This window comes from Collinsella sp. An271, from assembly GCF_002159695.1.
In the GTDB taxonomy this organism is placed as follows: Bacteria; Actinomycetota; Coriobacteriia; order Coriobacteriales; family Coriobacteriaceae; genus Collinsella; species Collinsella ihumii.
The window spans coordinates 1-15,492 of sequence record NZ_NFJE01000016.1; the positions used below are offsets into that span (position 1 = coordinate 1).

At 64.2% G+C, this 15,492-nt stretch carries 14 protein-coding genes; 5 read left to right on the top strand and 9 right to left on the bottom strand.

The genetic code is table 11. The features are described from left to right. Positions 1 to 297 precede the first annotated feature (297 nt). The 5 genes from B5F74_RS11070 to B5F74_RS11090 form a co-directional block, all read right to left on the bottom strand. Positions 298 to 1,158, bottom strand: coding sequence for an alpha/beta hydrolase family protein (locus B5F74_RS11070; RefSeq protein WP_087202488.1), 861 nt, complete (start codon positions 1,156 to 1,158; stop codon positions 298 to 300). A gap of 407 nt (positions 1,159 to 1,565) precedes the next feature. After that, the gene (locus tag B5F74_RS11075; RefSeq protein WP_162607725.1) at positions 1,566 to 2,453 is read right to left on the bottom strand and encodes a dihydrodipicolinate synthase family protein; all 888 of its coding nucleotides are present in this window, start codon (positions 2,451 to 2,453) and stop codon (positions 1,566 to 1,568) included. Positions 2,454 to 2,537: 84 nt separating this feature from the next. After that, entirely contained in the window at positions 2,538 to 3,335 is a 798-nt protein-coding gene (locus tag B5F74_RS11080) for an amidohydrolase family protein (protein ID WP_087202492.1), read from the bottom strand. 11 nt (positions 3,336 to 3,346) lie between these two features. Further along, the gene (locus B5F74_RS11085; RefSeq protein WP_087202494.1) at positions 3,347 to 4,138 is read right to left on the bottom strand and encodes an SDR family oxidoreductase; all 792 of its coding nucleotides are present in this window, start codon (positions 4,136 to 4,138) and stop codon (positions 3,347 to 3,349) included. A gap of 40 nt (positions 4,139 to 4,178) precedes the next feature. Next, on the bottom strand, positions 4,179 to 5,687 hold the full coding sequence (locus B5F74_RS11090; protein ID WP_158095770.1) for an altronate dehydratase family protein: 1,509 nt from the start codon (positions 5,685 to 5,687) through the stop codon (positions 4,179 to 4,181). A 177-nt stretch (positions 5,688 to 5,864) separates the two neighbouring features. Here B5F74_RS11090 and B5F74_RS11095 point away from each other — a divergent pair, with 177 nt between their 5' ends. Next, positions 5,865 to 6,617: an IclR family transcriptional regulator gene (locus tag B5F74_RS11095; RefSeq protein ID WP_158095771.1), complete on the top strand. Its 753-nt coding sequence runs from the start codon at positions 5,865 to 5,867 to the stop codon at positions 6,615 to 6,617. Positions 6,618 to 6,776: 159 nt separating this feature from the next. On the opposite strand, the gene rplL is transcribed toward B5F74_RS11095, so the two are convergent. From rplL to B5F74_RS11110, 3 genes are all read right to left on the bottom strand, one after another. Continuing rightward, complete coding sequence (gene rplL / locus B5F74_RS11100; protein ID WP_066829429.1) at positions 6,777 to 7,157, bottom strand: 50S ribosomal protein L7/L12; 381 nt, start codon at positions 7,155 to 7,157, stop codon at positions 6,777 to 6,779. Positions 7,158 to 7,265: 108 nt separating this feature from the next. Further along, a complete protein-coding gene (gene rplJ, locus B5F74_RS11105; RefSeq protein ID WP_087202497.1) occupies positions 7,266 to 7,787 on the bottom strand; it encodes a 50S ribosomal protein L10 in 522 nt (173 codons plus the stop codon). A 336-nt stretch (positions 7,788 to 8,123) separates the two neighbouring features. Next, positions 8,124 to 9,269 carry an aminotransferase class I/II-fold pyridoxal phosphate-dependent enzyme gene (locus tag B5F74_RS11110; protein WP_087202498.1) on the bottom strand — a complete coding sequence of 382 codons (1,146 nt, stop codon included), beginning with the start codon at positions 9,267 to 9,269 and terminating at the stop codon, positions 8,124 to 8,126. Between the two features lie 279 nt (positions 9,270 to 9,548). Here B5F74_RS11110 and B5F74_RS11115 point away from each other — a divergent pair, with 279 nt between their 5' ends. Then, entirely contained in the window at positions 9,549 to 10,307 is a 759-nt protein-coding gene (locus B5F74_RS11115) for a hypothetical protein (RefSeq protein ID WP_087202500.1), read from the top strand. Positions 10,308 to 10,414: 107 nt separating this feature from the next. On the opposite strand, the gene B5F74_RS12730 is transcribed toward B5F74_RS11115, so the two are convergent. Then, a complete protein-coding gene (locus B5F74_RS12730; RefSeq protein WP_343217560.1) occupies positions 10,415 to 10,939 on the bottom strand; it encodes a transposase in 525 nt (174 codons plus the stop codon). A gap of 929 nt (positions 10,940 to 11,868) precedes the next feature. On the opposite strand from B5F74_RS12730, the gene tnpA reads away from it, so the two are divergent. The 3 genes from tnpA (at position 11,869) to B5F74_RS11135 (ending at position 15,474) form a co-directional block, all read left to right on the top strand. After that, the gene (gene tnpA, locus B5F74_RS11125; protein ID WP_087202503.1) at positions 11,869 to 12,282 is read left to right on the top strand and encodes an IS200/IS605 family transposase; all 414 of its coding nucleotides are present in this window, start codon (positions 11,869 to 11,871) and stop codon (positions 12,280 to 12,282) included. A 226-nt stretch (positions 12,283 to 12,508) separates the two neighbouring features. Next, positions 12,509 to 14,176, top strand: coding sequence for a TerB N-terminal domain-containing protein (locus B5F74_RS11130; RefSeq protein WP_087202505.1), 1,668 nt, complete (start codon positions 12,509 to 12,511; stop codon positions 14,174 to 14,176). Further along, a complete protein-coding gene (locus tag B5F74_RS11135) occupies positions 14,173 to 15,474 on the top strand; it encodes an ATP-binding protein (RefSeq protein ID WP_087202506.1) in 1,302 nt (433 codons plus the stop codon). Before B5F74_RS11130 ends, B5F74_RS11135 begins: the two co-directional genes overlap by 4 nt. The last annotated feature ends 18 nt before the right edge of the window (positions 15,475 to 15,492 follow it).

Here is a 15,492-nt window from a genome sequence, read left to right on the forward strand (position 1 = left end):
CTGGGGAAATGCTGAGGGGTGCAGCGCATGTTGGGAAAGGGCACTCAAAAACAATGACGAACTCAACCTATGACCCTTATGGGTTTTATTTTGAGCAGATTTTTATGCAGTTTCTTGATGAGAATATACAATTTGCACTATAAGGGTGCTCAGGCCGGCGAATCGTTCGGCTCAGGCCCCGCTCATCCGCACAACAAAAGGCCCGGACGATCCGGGCCTTTTCGACGATATGCACATCGCCGCGCTATCAGATGAAGGCAGATGACGCAAAAGGGCGCCCGCCCGCGGCGCACGCGCCTACACGTGCACGTTTCCGCTGCCGATGCCCATGACCGGCTCGTCGAGCGGCAGCCAGTCCACCACCCGCTCGATGGCGCGGTTCCAGTATTCCCAGGTATGGCCGCCGGAGGCCTCCTCATAAGTCACCGAGAACCCTTGTGCTCCCAGCTCGCGGGCCACATCCCGGTTCGCGGCGAGCAGCGAGTCCTCCGTCCCGCACGACACGTAGATCTGCGGAAGCGGCCCGCCCGATGCGACCAGCCGACCCGCAAGCCACAGCGGGTCGCGATCGCTGCCCGCGACGGCATCCGGATCGCCGTAGACCGCCTTCGCGAACCTGCGGGACTGGAAGAACGTCGAGGTGTCGTCGGTCCGCTCGGAAACCCCGTCGACGAGCAGCGCGCCCGACATCGAGGCGATGGCTCCGAACGTATCGGCGTATTTGAGCCCGTTGCGGAGCGCACCGTAGCCTCCCATGGAGAGCCCGCCGATGAAGGTGTCCTCGCGGCGGCGGGACAGGGGGAACATCGCGCGCGTGAGGGCGACGAGCTCCTCGCCGATAAAGCGGCCGTAGTAGTCGTGGGACGCGGGCTGGTCGAGGTAGAACATGTTGTCGCCCGAGGGCATGACGACGGCCAGGTCGCGCTCCTCGGCCCAGCGCTGAATGCAGGTGCCGCTCACCCAGTCCGTATAGTTGCCGAAGATGCCGTGCAGCAGGTAGAGCGTCTTGAACCCGCCCGCGGGCTCGTTGGGCACGTAGCGGGCGCCGTCCTCCTCGGCGCGAACCGCCTCGACCTGCTTGTCCACAGGAAGAATCACGTTTATCGGCACCGTTCTCATGAGCATGGACGAGAAGCAGTTTACGGTGATCAGCGCCATGGGTACCCCTTTGGATGAGGCGCGACCCATCTCGGATGGTCGCGCAAAACCCCTCGGCCCCGCACGGTGGGGAAACCTCACCGCAAAACAGCAGGAACGAGGGGGTTACTATTTCTTGAACATGAATTTGGTATCAAATCGGGCAGTACAGATGGAAAACGGCCATATCTGACAAGCCTGTGACCTGCGGTTTCTTTGCCAGACCGATTCCGGTGGCCCCGGAAGGGGCCTCCGATCCGCCTCAAAGCAGCCCTTCTTGCACGCGAGTTGATACCAAATTCAAAACAGGACGTCTCCGCACCTTGATAAAACCTTTTACCTCTGCGGTTCTGCACGCGGGCGGATACAGCGTCCCCCCACGCGTTCCGGACGCCCCGCACGGCCAAGACCGGTGCGAAATCGCTGCCCTACTGCACCGACGCCAGCAGCGAGCGGATCGACTCCATCTGCTCGGGCGTCACCTGGACGGCCGGCTCGTTGATCTTGGTGGAGATCGGAAGGCCCTTGATGTTCACCGCGGCCTTGATCGCCGAGATGAACAGGTCGCACGTGTCGTACACCGCCATGAGCTGCGAGATGCGCTCGGCGCACGAAACCGCGGTCGCGAAGTCGCCGCCCTGATAGGCGGCATGCATCTTGGCGAACAGCTCGGGCTCGACGTTGGTAAGACCGCACAGGACGCCGTTGCCGCCGGACACGCGGTTGACGAGGTAGTACTCATCGAAACCGGACAGCACGGAGAACTCCGGGTTCACCTTGCGCACCTCGGCGATCACCTTGCGGGTATGGCTGATGGTGTCGACCGTGTCCTTGATGCCGCAGATGTTCTTGTGCTCGCGCGCCAGGTCGGCCACAAGCTCAGGGGTGAGATCCGAACCCGTGCGGGCGGGGAAGTTGTACAGGATGACGGGCAGCTCGGTCGCCTCGGCGATGGCGCCGAAATAGACCTTCGCGGTCGGCGCGGTCGGCCCGAAGTAGTACGGGGAGACCGCCACGACGCCATCGGCCGCGACCTGCTCGGCGAACTTCGTGAACTCGATCACGTTGGCGAGCATGGTGTCGCCCACACCTGCTAGCACCTTCATGCGGCCCGCGACGCGTTCGACCGCAAACGCCAGCGCCGCCTTCTTGTCCTCCAGCGAGAAGCTGAAGAACTCGCCGATGCTGCCGAACAGCAGCACGCCGTCGATCCCGGCATCGGCCAGATGGTCGAGATGCTTGCCCCACAGCTCGTAATCGATCTTGCCCTCATCGTCGGTGATGGTGATCGACGGGCAGTAGATACCTTCAAACATGGTTGACGCTCCTCTCGGGGCACAGCCCCGCATATCAAGGGATACCAGCGCGAGGCTCGAGCGGCCCCGCGCGTTCCGCGCGCCCTACAGCGTAAGGCCGTAGGCACGCACGGCGTTGTTCATAAAGAAGCCCTCGTCGTCACCGAACGCATCGCGCAGGAGGTCGAAGTGCTCCTCGAAGGAGGAGTACATCTCCACGACCGGCCAGTTAGACGCATAGAGCAGCCTGTCGGCGCCGAACGTCTCGCGCACGAACGCGAGCAGCTCGGACACGAAGCCGCGATCGGAAGTGGGATAGCCCGAAACCTTGACGTACAGGTTGGGCAGGTCGGCGAACTTCCTCATGACCGCGCACCACGGCTCGTCGAGCGCCTCGACATTGCCCAGATGGTTGAGGATCACCGTCTCCTCGGGCACCTGGGCGAACGCCTCGTAGGCGTCCTCGAGCTCGGACACGCGGTTGCACGACTCGAAGGGCATGCCGGCCGCGGCGAGCGCGCGCAGGCCGTCGACAAACGACTGCTCCAGGCAGCGGCCACGGGGCTCGCTATCGATATGCAGCGGCTCGCGGATGCCCGTCGCATGCAGCGGCACGCGCATGCTGGGGCTCACCGTGCTACGCAGCATGGCCGCGCGGATCTTCTCATGCCGAGCCATGAGATCGTAGACGATCCGGTCCTCCGCGACGGGGTCGGCGCAATCCACCTCGACGTACACGCCGCCCGCGAACTCGACGCCCGGAAGCTTGCCGTAGAGCGCCTCCAGGTCATCGAACGTGTAGGTGCGCGTGATGCTGCCATCGGTGCCCTCGAGCCAAGGAAGGCTTTGCGTCTCGAGGTCCCACACATGGAAGTGGGAATCGATGACCTTCAGATCGGCCATGGGTCCTCCCCTTACGCCAGCGAGCGGTCAAGGTTGACGTAGCCGCCGTCGACGTTCAGCCATTGGCCCGTGGTATGCGAGGAGCGGTCGGACAGCAGGAAGCACGTCGTGTCGGCGATCTCCTCGACCGTCGTCATGCGATGGCCCAGCGGAATCTTGTCGGTGATGAGGCTCAGGCGGGCCTGCTGGGCTTCCTCGTCGCCAAAGGACTTGATCCACTTGGCATACAGCGGGGTCCATGCCTCGGCGACCACGATGGCGTTCACGCGGACCTCGTCGGCGACGAGGGCGGCAGCCCATTCGCGCGTGAGGCCAAGGATCGCGCCCTTGGCGGCGGCATAGGCGGACGTCTTGCCCTGACCGGTCAGCGCGACCTTGGACGAGATGTTCACGACGGAGCCCTTGGACTCCTTCAGATAGGGCACCGCCTGGTGGACGAGCTCGAAGTAGTGCGTCAGGTTGTTGTGCAGCGACGCCTCGAATTCCTGCCAGGTCGTGGACTCCAGGTCGAGGTTGTCGTTGCGTCCGGCGTTGTTTACGATGCCGTCGATGCGGCCGTACTTCCTGTAGACGTCCTCGACGATGGGCTTGAGCTCATCGGTGTCGTTCAGGTCGATGTAGTGGATGTCGTACTCGTCGGTGATCTCGGAGATCTCCTTGATGAACTCGTCCTCGACACCGTCTTTGCGGTTCAGCACGACCGGGATGGCGCCCTCGCGCGCGAGCTGGAAGACGATTCCCTTGCCGATGCCCTTGAAGCCGCCGGTGACGATGACGACCTTTCCCTTGAGATGCAGATTCATGGGTTTGCTCCTTATCTCCGTGCGCGCCCGGCGCGCCCGCTTACATGTAGTTGCACAGGTGCGGCAGCGCCGTCTCGGTGTAGCCGAGCGCCTCCGCACGGGTCGGCCTGCCGTTGCAGACGTCGATGATCTGGTCGATCAGCCGGTCGCGCAGCTCGATCATGGACTCGGGGCCGTAGATGGTCGCCGAGGCGTCGAAATCGATGTTGTCCGCCATGGTCTGCGCGGTGTTGCGGTTTGCGGTCAGGCGCAGCACGGGCGCCACCGCGTTGCCCGTCGGCGTGCCGAGACCCGTGGAGAAGACCACGAGCTGGCACCCGCCGGCGATGATGCCTCCCACCGAGGACGCGTCGTTGCCCGGCGTATCCATGATGACCAGGCCCTCCCCCGCCTTGAGCGGGGCCGCGTACGGGTAGACCGCGGAGATGTCGCTGTGACCGCCCTTGTGGATGCAGCCGAGCGACTTCTCCTCGAGCGTCGTGAGGCCGCCGGCGATATTGCCGGGGCTGGGGTTGCCCTCGCGCATCTCGGCGCCGAACATCTGCACGTACTTCTCGTAGTCGGACACGATCTTGAGCGTCTGCTCGGCGACCTCGGGCGTCTTGCCGCGGCGCGCCAGGATGTGCTCGCCGCCGAAGAGCTCGGGCGTCTCGCACAGCACGGAGGTCGCCCCCTGGGCGACCATCCAGTCCGAGACCTCGCCGATCAGCGGGTTGGCGCCCAAGCCGCTCGACGTGTCGGAGCCTCCGCAGTTGGTGCCGAAGATCAGCTCGGAGACGGGGCATTCGACGCGACACTCGAGCGACGCCTCGTCGGCGAGCTCGCGCGCGATGCGCGTGCCCTCCTCGACGGCCTTGATGGAGCCGCCGACCTGCTGGATGACAAGCGTCCTGACCGGTTTGTCCGTGCGCTCGCGGATGGCGTCCACGACCAGGTCGTTCTGGCAGCCCTCGCACCCCAGCGACACCGCGAGCACCGAGGCGATATTGGGGTTGGCGGCGAGCCCGGCCATGGTGTCGATCGTCATCTGCTGATCGCGCGCGACCTGCGAGCAGCCGTTTTGGTTGTGGAACGTGACGCACCCGTCGACCGCGCGCGCGATGCGCTCAGTGGTGTCGGAGGCGCAGATGCTCGTGGGGAGGATGAGCACGTGGTTGCGGATGCCCACGCGGCCGTCGCTGCGGCGATAGCCCCAAAAGGTGCGCGTCGGCCCCGCCTCGACATGCCGCTCGACGACGCGCGAGGTGTCCTGCCTGGCGGCATCGGCGTCTTTGAGCTCGTCGGAGCTTGCGCAATTGTGCACGTGCACGTGCTCGCCCGCCTTGATGTCCGATGTCGCGACGCCGATGTACTCGCCGTACTTCACCACGGTCTGCCCCTTGGCGATATCGCAGCGCGCGATCTTGTGGAACAGCGGGATGTCCTGCACCGCCGTCACCGCCCCCTCGCTGCCGTCGGGCAGCGAGAAGACCGCGGTCTCGCCCGAGCTCAGCGGGTAGATGGCGACCACGACATTGTCCCTGGCATCGATAGCTACGGAGTTCCTCATACCGTTCCTCCCGGTTGATCGCCGAGCAAGACCGCTCGCTCGTGTTCCATGAAGACATGCGGGTTGTGGTGTTTCAAATTGTTCCTATATAGGAACTCTGTTCTGTATTACAACTTCAGTATAGCCTCACGAAACGCGTTTTCAAGTGAGTTCGACCACGATTCCGAGGAGCAGACCATGGAGCAGGACGTCAAGCAGCATCGCGCGACCCAACGCGTCCTCGCCGTGCTGGAGCAGCTGACGGCGCACCCCGAGGGCCTCACGTTCACCGAGCTCTGCCACGCGCTCGATGCGCCCAAAAGCAGCCTCTCCCCCATCTTGCACACCATGGCGGGCAGCGGGTTCATCGCGCTCGACGAGCACGGGGCGCGCTACCGCGTAGGCATCAAGACCTATGTGGCGGGCAGGGCCTACGACCGCACCGATTCGGACATGCGCCTGCTCAGAGAGGTGGTCAGAGGCGTTGTCGACGCCTGCGACGAAACGGCGCAGGTCGGCATCCTCGACGGCGCGTCGGTGCTCTACATCCTGCGCATCGATTCCTCACAGCCCGTCCGCCTCAAATCCGAGGTGGGGACCCTGCCGGCGTACTGCACCGCAATCGGGAAGGCCCTGCTGAGCGAGAAGGCCCGTCCGGACCTGGAGGCGCTGCTCCCGCAGCGATTCGAGCGCTTCACGGATGCAACGCTTCGCTCTATCGACGAGCTTGAACCGGAGCTCGAGGCGATCCGTTGCACCGGGTTCGCCTATGATCGCCGCGAGACCGACGATGCGATCACCTGCGTGGCCACCCCCGTGCACGCGCGCGGCGCCGTGGGCTACGGCCTGGGGGTCTCCGTCCCCGCGTACCGGTTCACGCCCGAGAAGGAGCTGCTCATCAAGCAGGCGCTGTCCTCTGCGCGCACAGAGCTCGAGCGGGCGCTGTCATAGGGATCCGGACCTGAGGAAACGCTGATCGTTCGCCCCCGCGCCGCGCTGTCGCACCGGCACGGGCGTCTTGAGCCATAAAAAAACGGGGCCCGGTTGCCCGGACCCCGCATGCGTTCCGCTTATGCGGCGCGCGAAAGCAGACGACTCGTCTGCAAGAAGTTACTTGATGGAGACGGCAGCGCCGGCAGCCTCGAGCTTCTCCTTGGCAGCGTCGGCGTCCTCCTTCTTGACACCCTCGAGAACGGCCTTGGGAGCGCCCTCGACGACCTCCTTGGCCTCCTTGAGACCGAGGGAAGTGAGCTCGCGGACGACCTTGATGACCTGGATCTTGTTGTCGCCGAAGCCCTCGAGCACGACATCAAACTCGGTCTTCTCCTCCTCCTCGGCGGCACCGCCAGCAGCGGGGGCGGCGACGACGGCGGCAGGAGCAGCGGCGGAAACGCCGAAGGTGTCCTCGATAGCCTTCACGAGCTCGGAAGCCTCGAGCAGGGTCATTTCCTTAAGGGCCTCGATGATCTCATCGGTGGTAAGCTTAGCCATTTTAAAAATCCTTTCGGTTTCCCTGCGTTTCGCAGGGAGATGTGTGCGGTGGCGCTAAGCGCCGGGAACGGGTGCGGCTATGCGGCCGCCTGAAGACGAACCTGGAAACTAGGCTGCCTTCTGCTCGGAGACCTGCTGGATCGAGCGAGCAAGACCGCTGGAAACGCCGTTGACGCAAACAGCGATGTCGCGCGCGAAACCAGAGATGAGGCCGGCGATCTGACCCAGGAGCTGATCCTTGGTGGGCAGCTCGGCGATAGCGTTGACCTCCTCGGCGTTGACCGCCTTGCCCTCGGAGATACCGCCCTTGATCTCAAGGACGCCCTTGGACTTCGTGACGAACGTCTTGAGGCACTTGGCGGCCTCGACGGGCTCGTTCTCGTAGAACACGTAAGCGACCGGACCGACGAGGATATCGTCGATTGCGGGCTGCTCCTGGTTCTGGAGAGCGATGCGCACGAGGTTGTTCTTGTACACCTTCATCTCGGCACCGGTCTCGCGGAGCTGGTGACGCAGCTCCTGAGCCTGCTTAACGGTCAGACCCTTGTAGTTGACAACGAACATGCCGTTGTTCTCCTGCAGACGAGACTCGATCTCTGCAACCATGTCGACTTTGTACTGCTGTGGCATTGTTACACCTCCTTCTCGCTTTTCTTAAGGCACGGACCCGTGCAGGACGTGACGGGGGCATGTCTTTAAGAAAAGAAAACCCCCGCGCTGTAGAGAGCGACGGGGGCGAGAAGACATATCTGCTCGACCACCTCGGCTGGCGGGTTACCCCATTGAGCTTTGGAGTTGCTGGGACTCCTTGGCGCCGGCTGTCTCTGGCAGCGGATTCGTGCGTGAACCTGTTGTAGTATGCCGTGGCGCGCAGACCGCGTCAAGCGCGCGGTCTAAATTCACGTCCACGACACATGAGCCGCGAGGCCCGTGTACGGCCAGCGCTCGGACCTGCCGGCAGACTCCCTATCCTCTCAGCGAGGCGACGAAGCGCTCGAGCCTGCGCAGGCCCTCGTCGAGCGCGTCGTCCGCCACGCAGTAGGAAAGGCGCACGAAGCCCGCGCACCCGAAGCACTCGCCCGGCACGAGCCCCACGCCCGCCTCGACGATAGCGCACTCGCAGAACTCCTCGGAGCCGAGCCCGGTCTGCGTCACGGGGATGAACGCGTAGAAGGCGCCGGCGGGCTTGACGGCCGGCGGCATGCCCATCTTGTCGAGCGCCTCCAGCACGCGGGTGCGGCGCGCGCGGTAGATATCGAGCATGGGGGTCGGGTCGACCTCGAGCGCACGCGCCGCCGCCGGCATGACGAAGGCGGGCACCGAGGACACCATATATTGGTGCGCCTTGGCGATCTCGGCGGCAATCGGAGCGGCCGCGCTCACCCAGCCCAGACGCCAACCGGTCATCGCCCACGGCTTGGAGAAGCTGTCCACCACGACGGTGCGGTCCGCGAGCTCGGGGTGGCGCACGGCGAAGCGCTCGTAGGGCCCCTCGTAGACCAGGCGGTTGTACACGTCGTCGCAGATCACGAAGATGCCGGCCTCCTCCGCCACGGCGGCGACCGCGTCGAGCGAGGCGGCATCGAGCAGGCAGCCGGTCGGGTTGTTGGGCGTGCAAATGATGATCGCCTTGGTCGCCGGCGTGACGAGCGCGCGCAGCTCGCCCTCGTCGATCTGGAACCCGGCCGCGACCGTGCTCATGAGCACCGGCGTGCCGCGGTTGATGTGCACCGCCGCCTCGTAGAGCGTGAAGGCCGGCACCGGGATGATGACCTCGTCGCCGGGATCGAGCAGGGCGGCGAGCGTGGCCGAGATGGCCTCGGTGGCGCCGGCCGTCACGGTGACGGCCTCGGGATCTGCGGGGATTCCCTGGCGCGCCATGTACGCGGCGATGGCGCGGCGCAGCTCCGGCGTGCCGCAGTTCGGCGGGTAGTGCGTCTCCCCGCGCGCGAGGGCCGCCGCGACCTCCGCCGAGATCGCGGGCGGCGTGTCGAAATCCGGCTCGCCGAGCGCCAGGGGAATGCAATCGGGCTGCTGGGCGGCAAGGGTGTTGATGCGGCGGATGCCGGACGGCTTGATCCGGGCAAACGCTGAACTCGTTGACTTCATCATGGTGAGACCTTCCGTTATACGTGCTGTTCAGCATAGCACCCGATGGCCCACAGCCTCCCGCACGCGTGTTCTAAACATGGCTGCAATCTTTATCCTTAGCCCCCGCTAGACCTCGTGGATACGGGCCCCTCCGCGTTCATGAGATGGCGTGGAGCGGCGGGCGGCGGGACGCTTCCGGTTCCGATGGGTTGAAACGAACCCGTCCCCAACCAACCCATAGAGGCCTGCTGCGGCCGATGCGCTACCATAGGTGCAGCATGCCGTGAAAGGAGGGGTGCGATGCGAGGGGCAAAACGCGATTCTTGTCGCGGCGAGCACGATGCAGCGAGCTTTGCGAACCCGCATGCGCAGCAAGTTCTGCGGCGGGCACGGCCCGTCGAGCTGCATGCCCCTGGCCGTATCGCGCTCATCGACACGAATCCGAATACCGCCGATCCGGCAGCTCAAGCTGTGTTCGACGATTTTTCCGACGCGCTGACCGCCTACGCACGGTCCTCGAGCAGCTCGGTGCCCGACATGGTCCGTTTCGCCTGCAACAAACAGGTCGAGGCTGCTCGCGACGATTCCGATGAACCGAAAGGTTTCGATGCGGCAGTCATCGCCGTATCCCTACCAGCCGATGCGTCGTCCGCCCATCACGTCGACATGCTTGAGCGCGCGTGGCGTGCGTGCACCTTGGAACAGCATGCGCGCGTGTACGCTATCGCCATGACCGACGCCTACGCGCCCGACGCGGCGCGCGACGCGCTGCTCGACCTTGAGACATATTGCGACAGGGGGTACGCGATCTGGTGCGGAGGCATCGCGCTCGGCGCGGGGAACCTGATCGTCCGCACGCGTACGAGTCCTCGCATGGGAACGCTGCGCCGCACGCGCTCGCAGGCGATCGACAGGCTTATCGCCGCAGTCCGCCTTGGCACCAACGTCGACCAGGCGCTTGAGCTCGCCGGCGGCTCGGGCGACCCATCCACCCCCGACATCCTCACCGTGTCCTGCCCCCTCCCCCGCTTCCTCTACCGCCACATAGCGAAGGCATGACCGCAAGGGGCTGTATCGAAAGCGATTTTGGTGCAGCCCCTCTTCCATGCCCGGAATCCCGCGGCGGCCGCGCCCGCCGCGGAAATGAAAAAGGGCGGGGGCCGGCCCTACGCCGGCGCCCCCGCCCCCGCCTTCCTCGATTCCGCGAGGAAGGGCTTGCGTATGTTGTGGCCCGTGGCGACCAGCCTCCACTCGAGCTCCACCTTCTCGAGCCCCCTCAGCGTGAACCTCGTGAAGCCGAGGTTGCGCTTGATGTTGCCGAACGCGGTCTCCACGTCGACGGAGCACCTCTTCCTCAGGGCGGACCCGGCCTCGCTTCGCAGCATCTCGCTGGCGCGCCCCCTGAACGCGTTCAGGGTCGGGTTCACCCGTATCCGCCTGGGCCGGTCGGCGTCCTCCGACCTCGAGCACCTCAAACGGCAGGTACGAGACGCGCCGGCGCGCGCTCGAGACGGAGCCCCAGCCCTTCTGGGGATACTGGGAGGCCAAGGCGGCGTAACCGCATATCCACGGTGATCTAACAGAGGCACTATCAAAACTATAAGGCCGTACGCAAATAGGACAGGCCAATCAGGATTCCGAAGCCGAGACCGATGAACGCCGGTTTTTGTAGAGCAAGGTCCAGGCACCACATACCACGCGCGCCCCTGTATGTTCGACGAATTCCGTTATAGGGAGACAGTGATTTTTCATGGCGCACGTATTGTCGATGTCCTAGCAGGAATCTAGAAATAAGTGACGAACCTTTTACCGATTCGAATGCCCATTAACCGATGAATAGGAATTCATAAAATACCGACTGAGAAAAGGATTGCTATCATATTTTTAAATATTGGTCAACTTCTAACGAAAGGAGAATATGCATAGCAGCCAAACCTCTGGCAAAGGAGGGACATGATGAAGCGCATACGGATTACAGCATTATTCACACTAAGTATCTATATGGAAACGAATTCGTCAAAGCCCATATAGTTGGGTTTGCGAATTTTAGGTATACGCACCCAAGCACCGGCCTTACGGTAAGTGCAACAGTTCCGGTTGATCACATTACGCTCTGGGCGACCGAATGAAGGTAAGATCATGGAGCTCCTAGCCGTATATGGAACCTTTTTGATGTCACTATGCATTGACGTTCTGAAAATTGTGTTCATGATTTTTGGCATTGTCTGCATGTATAAATACATCAGAGCCAAGTAGATGAGACCGATTTCTCGATAGCGTTCTTTTGGAGAAAGCAGTATCGCAAACAAGTCTGCCGTTGAAGACGGGTTACTTTGCACCGTCTTCAACGGCGGCTTATAGGGCAAAAAGTGTGTCCGCTTTAGAGATGTCGACGCAGATCGGCACCTCTAAAGAGGACACACTTTTTGCCCTATAAGCCTCAACAGCCGACTTGTCTTTTTTCGCATGGGCATAGAGTCCAAGACCCTTTGAATCTCTCTTTGGTCGGTGTCGGTGGATTGATGGTGCGCACACCGATTTCGTAACCATGCCCACCCGCACCATCGATATTCCGACGATTTTGGCGGGCCGGCTGCGCCGTCCGGAAGGACGGGACCATATGGACAAGCATAGCTTATCGCGCACGGGCCGGGGGCGCGCCTGCCGCATCGTGTGGATACCGAAGTACAGGAGGAAGGTCCTGTACGGGGAGACGCGAAGGGAGGTCGGGGAGATACCGAGGGCGCTTGCGGAGCGCATGGACGGCGTCGAGATGGCGGAGGGGTCCGCCTGCCCCGGCCACATCCACATATGCCTGAGGATCGCCCCCAAGCTGAGCGCCGGCGACGTCATCGGGAAGCTGAAGGGCAAGAGCGCGATAATCCCGCACGAGAGGCACCCGGAATGGCGACGGGCCGCGGGCAGGGAGCGGACTCTGCGGGCCAGGGGCTGCTGCGTGAGCGCCGTCGGCCTGAACGGGTCGGTGATCAGGAGGTGCATCCGGAACCAGGAGGACGGCAGCCGGATCGAGTAGGTGACGGGGAGCCGCCGATCGGCGGCGTGACGTAACGGCCACCGGCCCGCCGCGGCCCCGCCGCCGTGGTAAAAAGCCCCTATGGGGCGATACTAAAGGGACCTTATGTTGCAGCCCCTTGCACCGCGGTTGCCACCGATACGCACGACTCCCGAACGTCTGTTTGCTCGTGTGGTAGAATGGACCACTACCGCAATCGACGACGGGCGAGGGGGAGGAGGGCGAGATGGCAGACGTCCAGCGAATCATCGACCAGATCATGAACGACGAGAAGCTGCGTCGCAGCTCGCACTTCTCCGACCGCATCTACACCTCCGAGCCGATCCTCACCACCGCACGCCAGATGGCCACCTATCTACCCGACCGGTATCGCGAGATGCGCGCCATCTCCCGGTGGCAGCAGGACGGCGACGGCGCGCGCGGACGATGGCTCTCCGAAGCCGAGCTGTTCTATCGCCAGGGCATCTTCATGGAGGACTTCGAGGACGATTGCCCCTACCACGGCACGTTCAAATCGTTCTACCCCACCTACAACGCCATGAGCGATCGGCAGCTACGCGGCTATTTCACCTGGCGCGCCGCCGTGCGCCGCGGGAGCATCGAGGAGACCTCCCTCTCGTTTGCCTATGTCTACCTGTACGAGCTGCTGTGCGGCATCGGCGTGGCGGACCCTCTCGACGGGTTCGGGAAGTTCAAGGCGTTTTGGGACACCTACCGCGCGTTCGCCCCCGAAATCGACCGCTATGCGCGCGTCTGGCTGCAGGACTACGTCGTCTACCACGGCCTCGACCCCCAGCTCGTCGCCGATCAGAAGAACGTGGCGTTCGACCGCCTGCTCATCGAGCTTCAGGCCGTGACCGAGATCGCCCTGGCGCGGCCCCAAGCCGCCGTGCGCGGCAAGAAGTCGGCCAAGACGTCCGGCGCGCTGCTGCCCGTCGATGCCGGGTTCGAGGACCGGATGCTTCGCGCCGTCGACGCGCTGTCGACCTACCGAATCGGAACATCGCGCATGTACCGCGAGCAGCCCGAAGGCCTGCGCCACGTCGCCTGCGCCACCTATGTCCAACTGGTCCGCTACTACGACAAGCACCGCAAGTGCGGCCTCATCGAGAGCCTCTTCGGGTCGCGCGCCCGGCTGCCCTACACCATGTTCGCCTCGGCGGTGTTCTTTGCCAAAACCCCTCATCCCGACGCCGTCGTCGATCTCACCCCGCTGTCCCGCTTCACCTGCGAGGGCGGGCTGTGGACCTGCGAGCGCGTGCACGGCAGCCGCTCCCGCAGCAGCAAGCTGGGCGATGCGATGCGCGCCGTCGACCGGCTCATGCGGGTACGCAAGGGATGCGCGCACCAGTTGAAAGACGAGAAGATCCCAAGGTATCTCGAGCAGATCATCGAGCGGGAGATCGACGCCTGGGAGCTGTGGGAGCGCTCGCATGCGCCCCGTCGCATCGACATCGACCTGACGAAGCTCTCCGGCATCCGCAGCGCGGCGGCAGAGACGAGGGAGGCACTCCTGATCGATGAGGAGCGCGAAGACGTCCCGCCAGCAGAGCCGGCCCAGGCCGAGCCTGCCACGGAGCCGGTCGCAACACGAGAGGAGCCCTCGGCGCCCCGCGCGCCCGTCGCGGGCCCTGCCCCCGCGCAGGCGGCGCACGATGCGGCGGACGGCTCCTCCCCCTTCCCGTCTGCGCAGGCGACCTACCTGCGCGCACTGCTCGCCAACGACCCCCAAGCGCGCGCCGAGGCGGTGCGCGAGACCCCTGAGGACCTGCTCGTCGACGCCATCAACGAGACGGCGTTCGACCTGATCGGGGACACGGTCGTCGAATTCGGCGAATCCGGCCCGACCGTCGTGGAAGACTACCGAGAAGACCTGGAGGAGTTGCTCGCATGAGCGATACCGCATCATCTGCCCCGCGCGTGCCCAAGCGCGTGGCCGCCGTCATCCTGAACTCCCTGAAAGGCGGCGTCGTGCCGCGCATCGGCCTGCCCTATATCACCGTGGGCCGCGAGGTGGAGATCCGCGCGCTTCTGACCGACCTCGACCTCATCGCCGACGGTGGGGCCTCGTTCCGCTTTCTGGTCGGCCGCTACGGCGCCGGCAAGAGCTTCCTACTCCAGACCATCCGCACGCACGCCATGGGCGAGAACTTCGTGGTCGCCGACGCGGACCTGTCGCCCGAGCGCCGGCTTCAGGGCGGCCAGGGCCAGGGTCTGGCCACCTACCGCGAGCTCATCCGCAACCTTTCGACCAAGACGCGGCCCGAAGGGGGCGCGCTCGGCCTCATCCTCGACCGCTGGGTCGCGAACGTGAACGCCGAGGGCGAGACGGATGGCGAGGCGCGCGCCCGCGCGTCCGTGGCCGGCCTCGAGGAGCTCGTCCACGGGTTCGATTTCGCTCGTATGCTCGTGCGCTACTACCGGGCGAGCACCGAGGGCGACGAGGAGACGAAATCGAGCGTCTCGCGGTGGCTGCGCGGGGAATTCCGCACCAAGACCGAGGCGAAATCCGAGCTGGGAACCTCCGTCATCATCACCGATGACGACTGGTACGACTACATCAAGCTCATCGCCGCATTCCTGCGCGGCGCGGGGTATCGCGGCATGCTCGTGCTCATCGACGAGCTCGTGAACCTGTACAAGATCCCGAACGCCATCACCCGGCAGTACAACTACGAGAAGATCCTCACGATGTACAACGACACGCTGCAGGGCAAGGCGCACTACCTGGGCATCATCATGGGCGGAACGCCGACGTCGATCGAGGACCGGCGCCGCGGCGTGTTCTCCTACGAGGCGCTGCGCAGCCGCCTCACCCAGGGGCGGTTCGCCCGCGAGGACATGCGCGACATGCTGGCGCCCATCATCCGCCTGCACCCGCTCACCTACGAGGAGCTGCTCGTGCTGATCGAGAAGCTGGGGCAGATCCACGCCGGGTACTTTGGCTACACGAGCACGATCACCGACGAGGACCTCGCCGCGTTTCTGCAGATCGAGTTCGGCCGCGTGGGCGCCGATTCGCACCTGACGCCGCGCGAGGTCATTCGCGACTTCATCGAGCTGCTCGACATCGCGTTCCAGAACCCGGAGATGGACATCTCGAACCTCCTGCGAGACGAGGGCGCCGTGACGGATGCGGGAAAGCCCGCAGATGCAGGCGGGGACGCCCCCTTCGCAGAGTTCACCATCTAGGGAAACACCGATCGCCTC

Excerpts from the sequence above, each read along its gene's own strand:
- B5F74_RS11070 (WP_087202488.1), bottom strand. The coding sequence starts at position 1,158 with ATGGCGCTGATCACCGTAAACTGCTTCTCGTCCATGCTCATGAGAACG.
- B5F74_RS11075 (WP_162607725.1), bottom strand. The coding sequence starts at position 2,453 with ATGTTTGAAGGTATCTACTGCCCGTCGATCACCATCACCGACGATGAG.
- B5F74_RS11080 (WP_087202492.1), bottom strand. The coding sequence starts at position 3,335 with ATGGCCGATCTGAAGGTCATCGATTCCCACTTCCATGTGTGGGACCTC.
- B5F74_RS11085 (WP_087202494.1), bottom strand. The coding sequence starts at position 4,138 with ATGAATCTGCATCTCAAGGGAAAGGTCGTCATCGTCACCGGCGGCTTC.
- B5F74_RS11090 (WP_158095770.1), bottom strand. The coding sequence starts at position 5,687 with ATGAGGAACTCCGTAGCTATCGATGCCAGGGACAATGTCGTGGTCGCC.
- B5F74_RS11095 (WP_158095771.1), top strand. The coding sequence starts at position 5,865 with ATGGAGCAGGACGTCAAGCAGCATCGCGCGACCCAACGCGTCCTCGCC.
- rplL (WP_066829429.1), bottom strand. The coding sequence starts at position 7,157 with ATGGCTAAGCTTACCACCGATGAGATCATCGAGGCCCTTAAGGAAATG.
- rplJ (WP_087202497.1), bottom strand. The coding sequence starts at position 7,787 with ATGCCACAGCAGTACAAAGTCGACATGGTTGCAGAGATCGAGTCTCGT.
- B5F74_RS11110 (WP_087202498.1), bottom strand. The coding sequence starts at position 9,269 with ATGATGAAGTCAACGAGTTCAGCGTTTGCCCGGATCAAGCCGTCCGGC.
- B5F74_RS11115 (WP_087202500.1), top strand. The coding sequence starts at position 9,549 with ATGCGAGGGGCAAAACGCGATTCTTGTCGCGGCGAGCACGATGCAGCG.
- tnpA (WP_087202503.1), top strand. The coding sequence starts at position 11,869 with ATGGACAAGCATAGCTTATCGCGCACGGGCCGGGGGCGCGCCTGCCGC.
- B5F74_RS11130 (WP_087202505.1), top strand. The coding sequence starts at position 12,509 with ATGGCAGACGTCCAGCGAATCATCGACCAGATCATGAACGACGAGAAG.
- B5F74_RS11135 (WP_087202506.1), top strand. The coding sequence starts at position 14,173 with ATGAGCGATACCGCATCATCTGCCCCGCGCGTGCCCAAGCGCGTGGCC.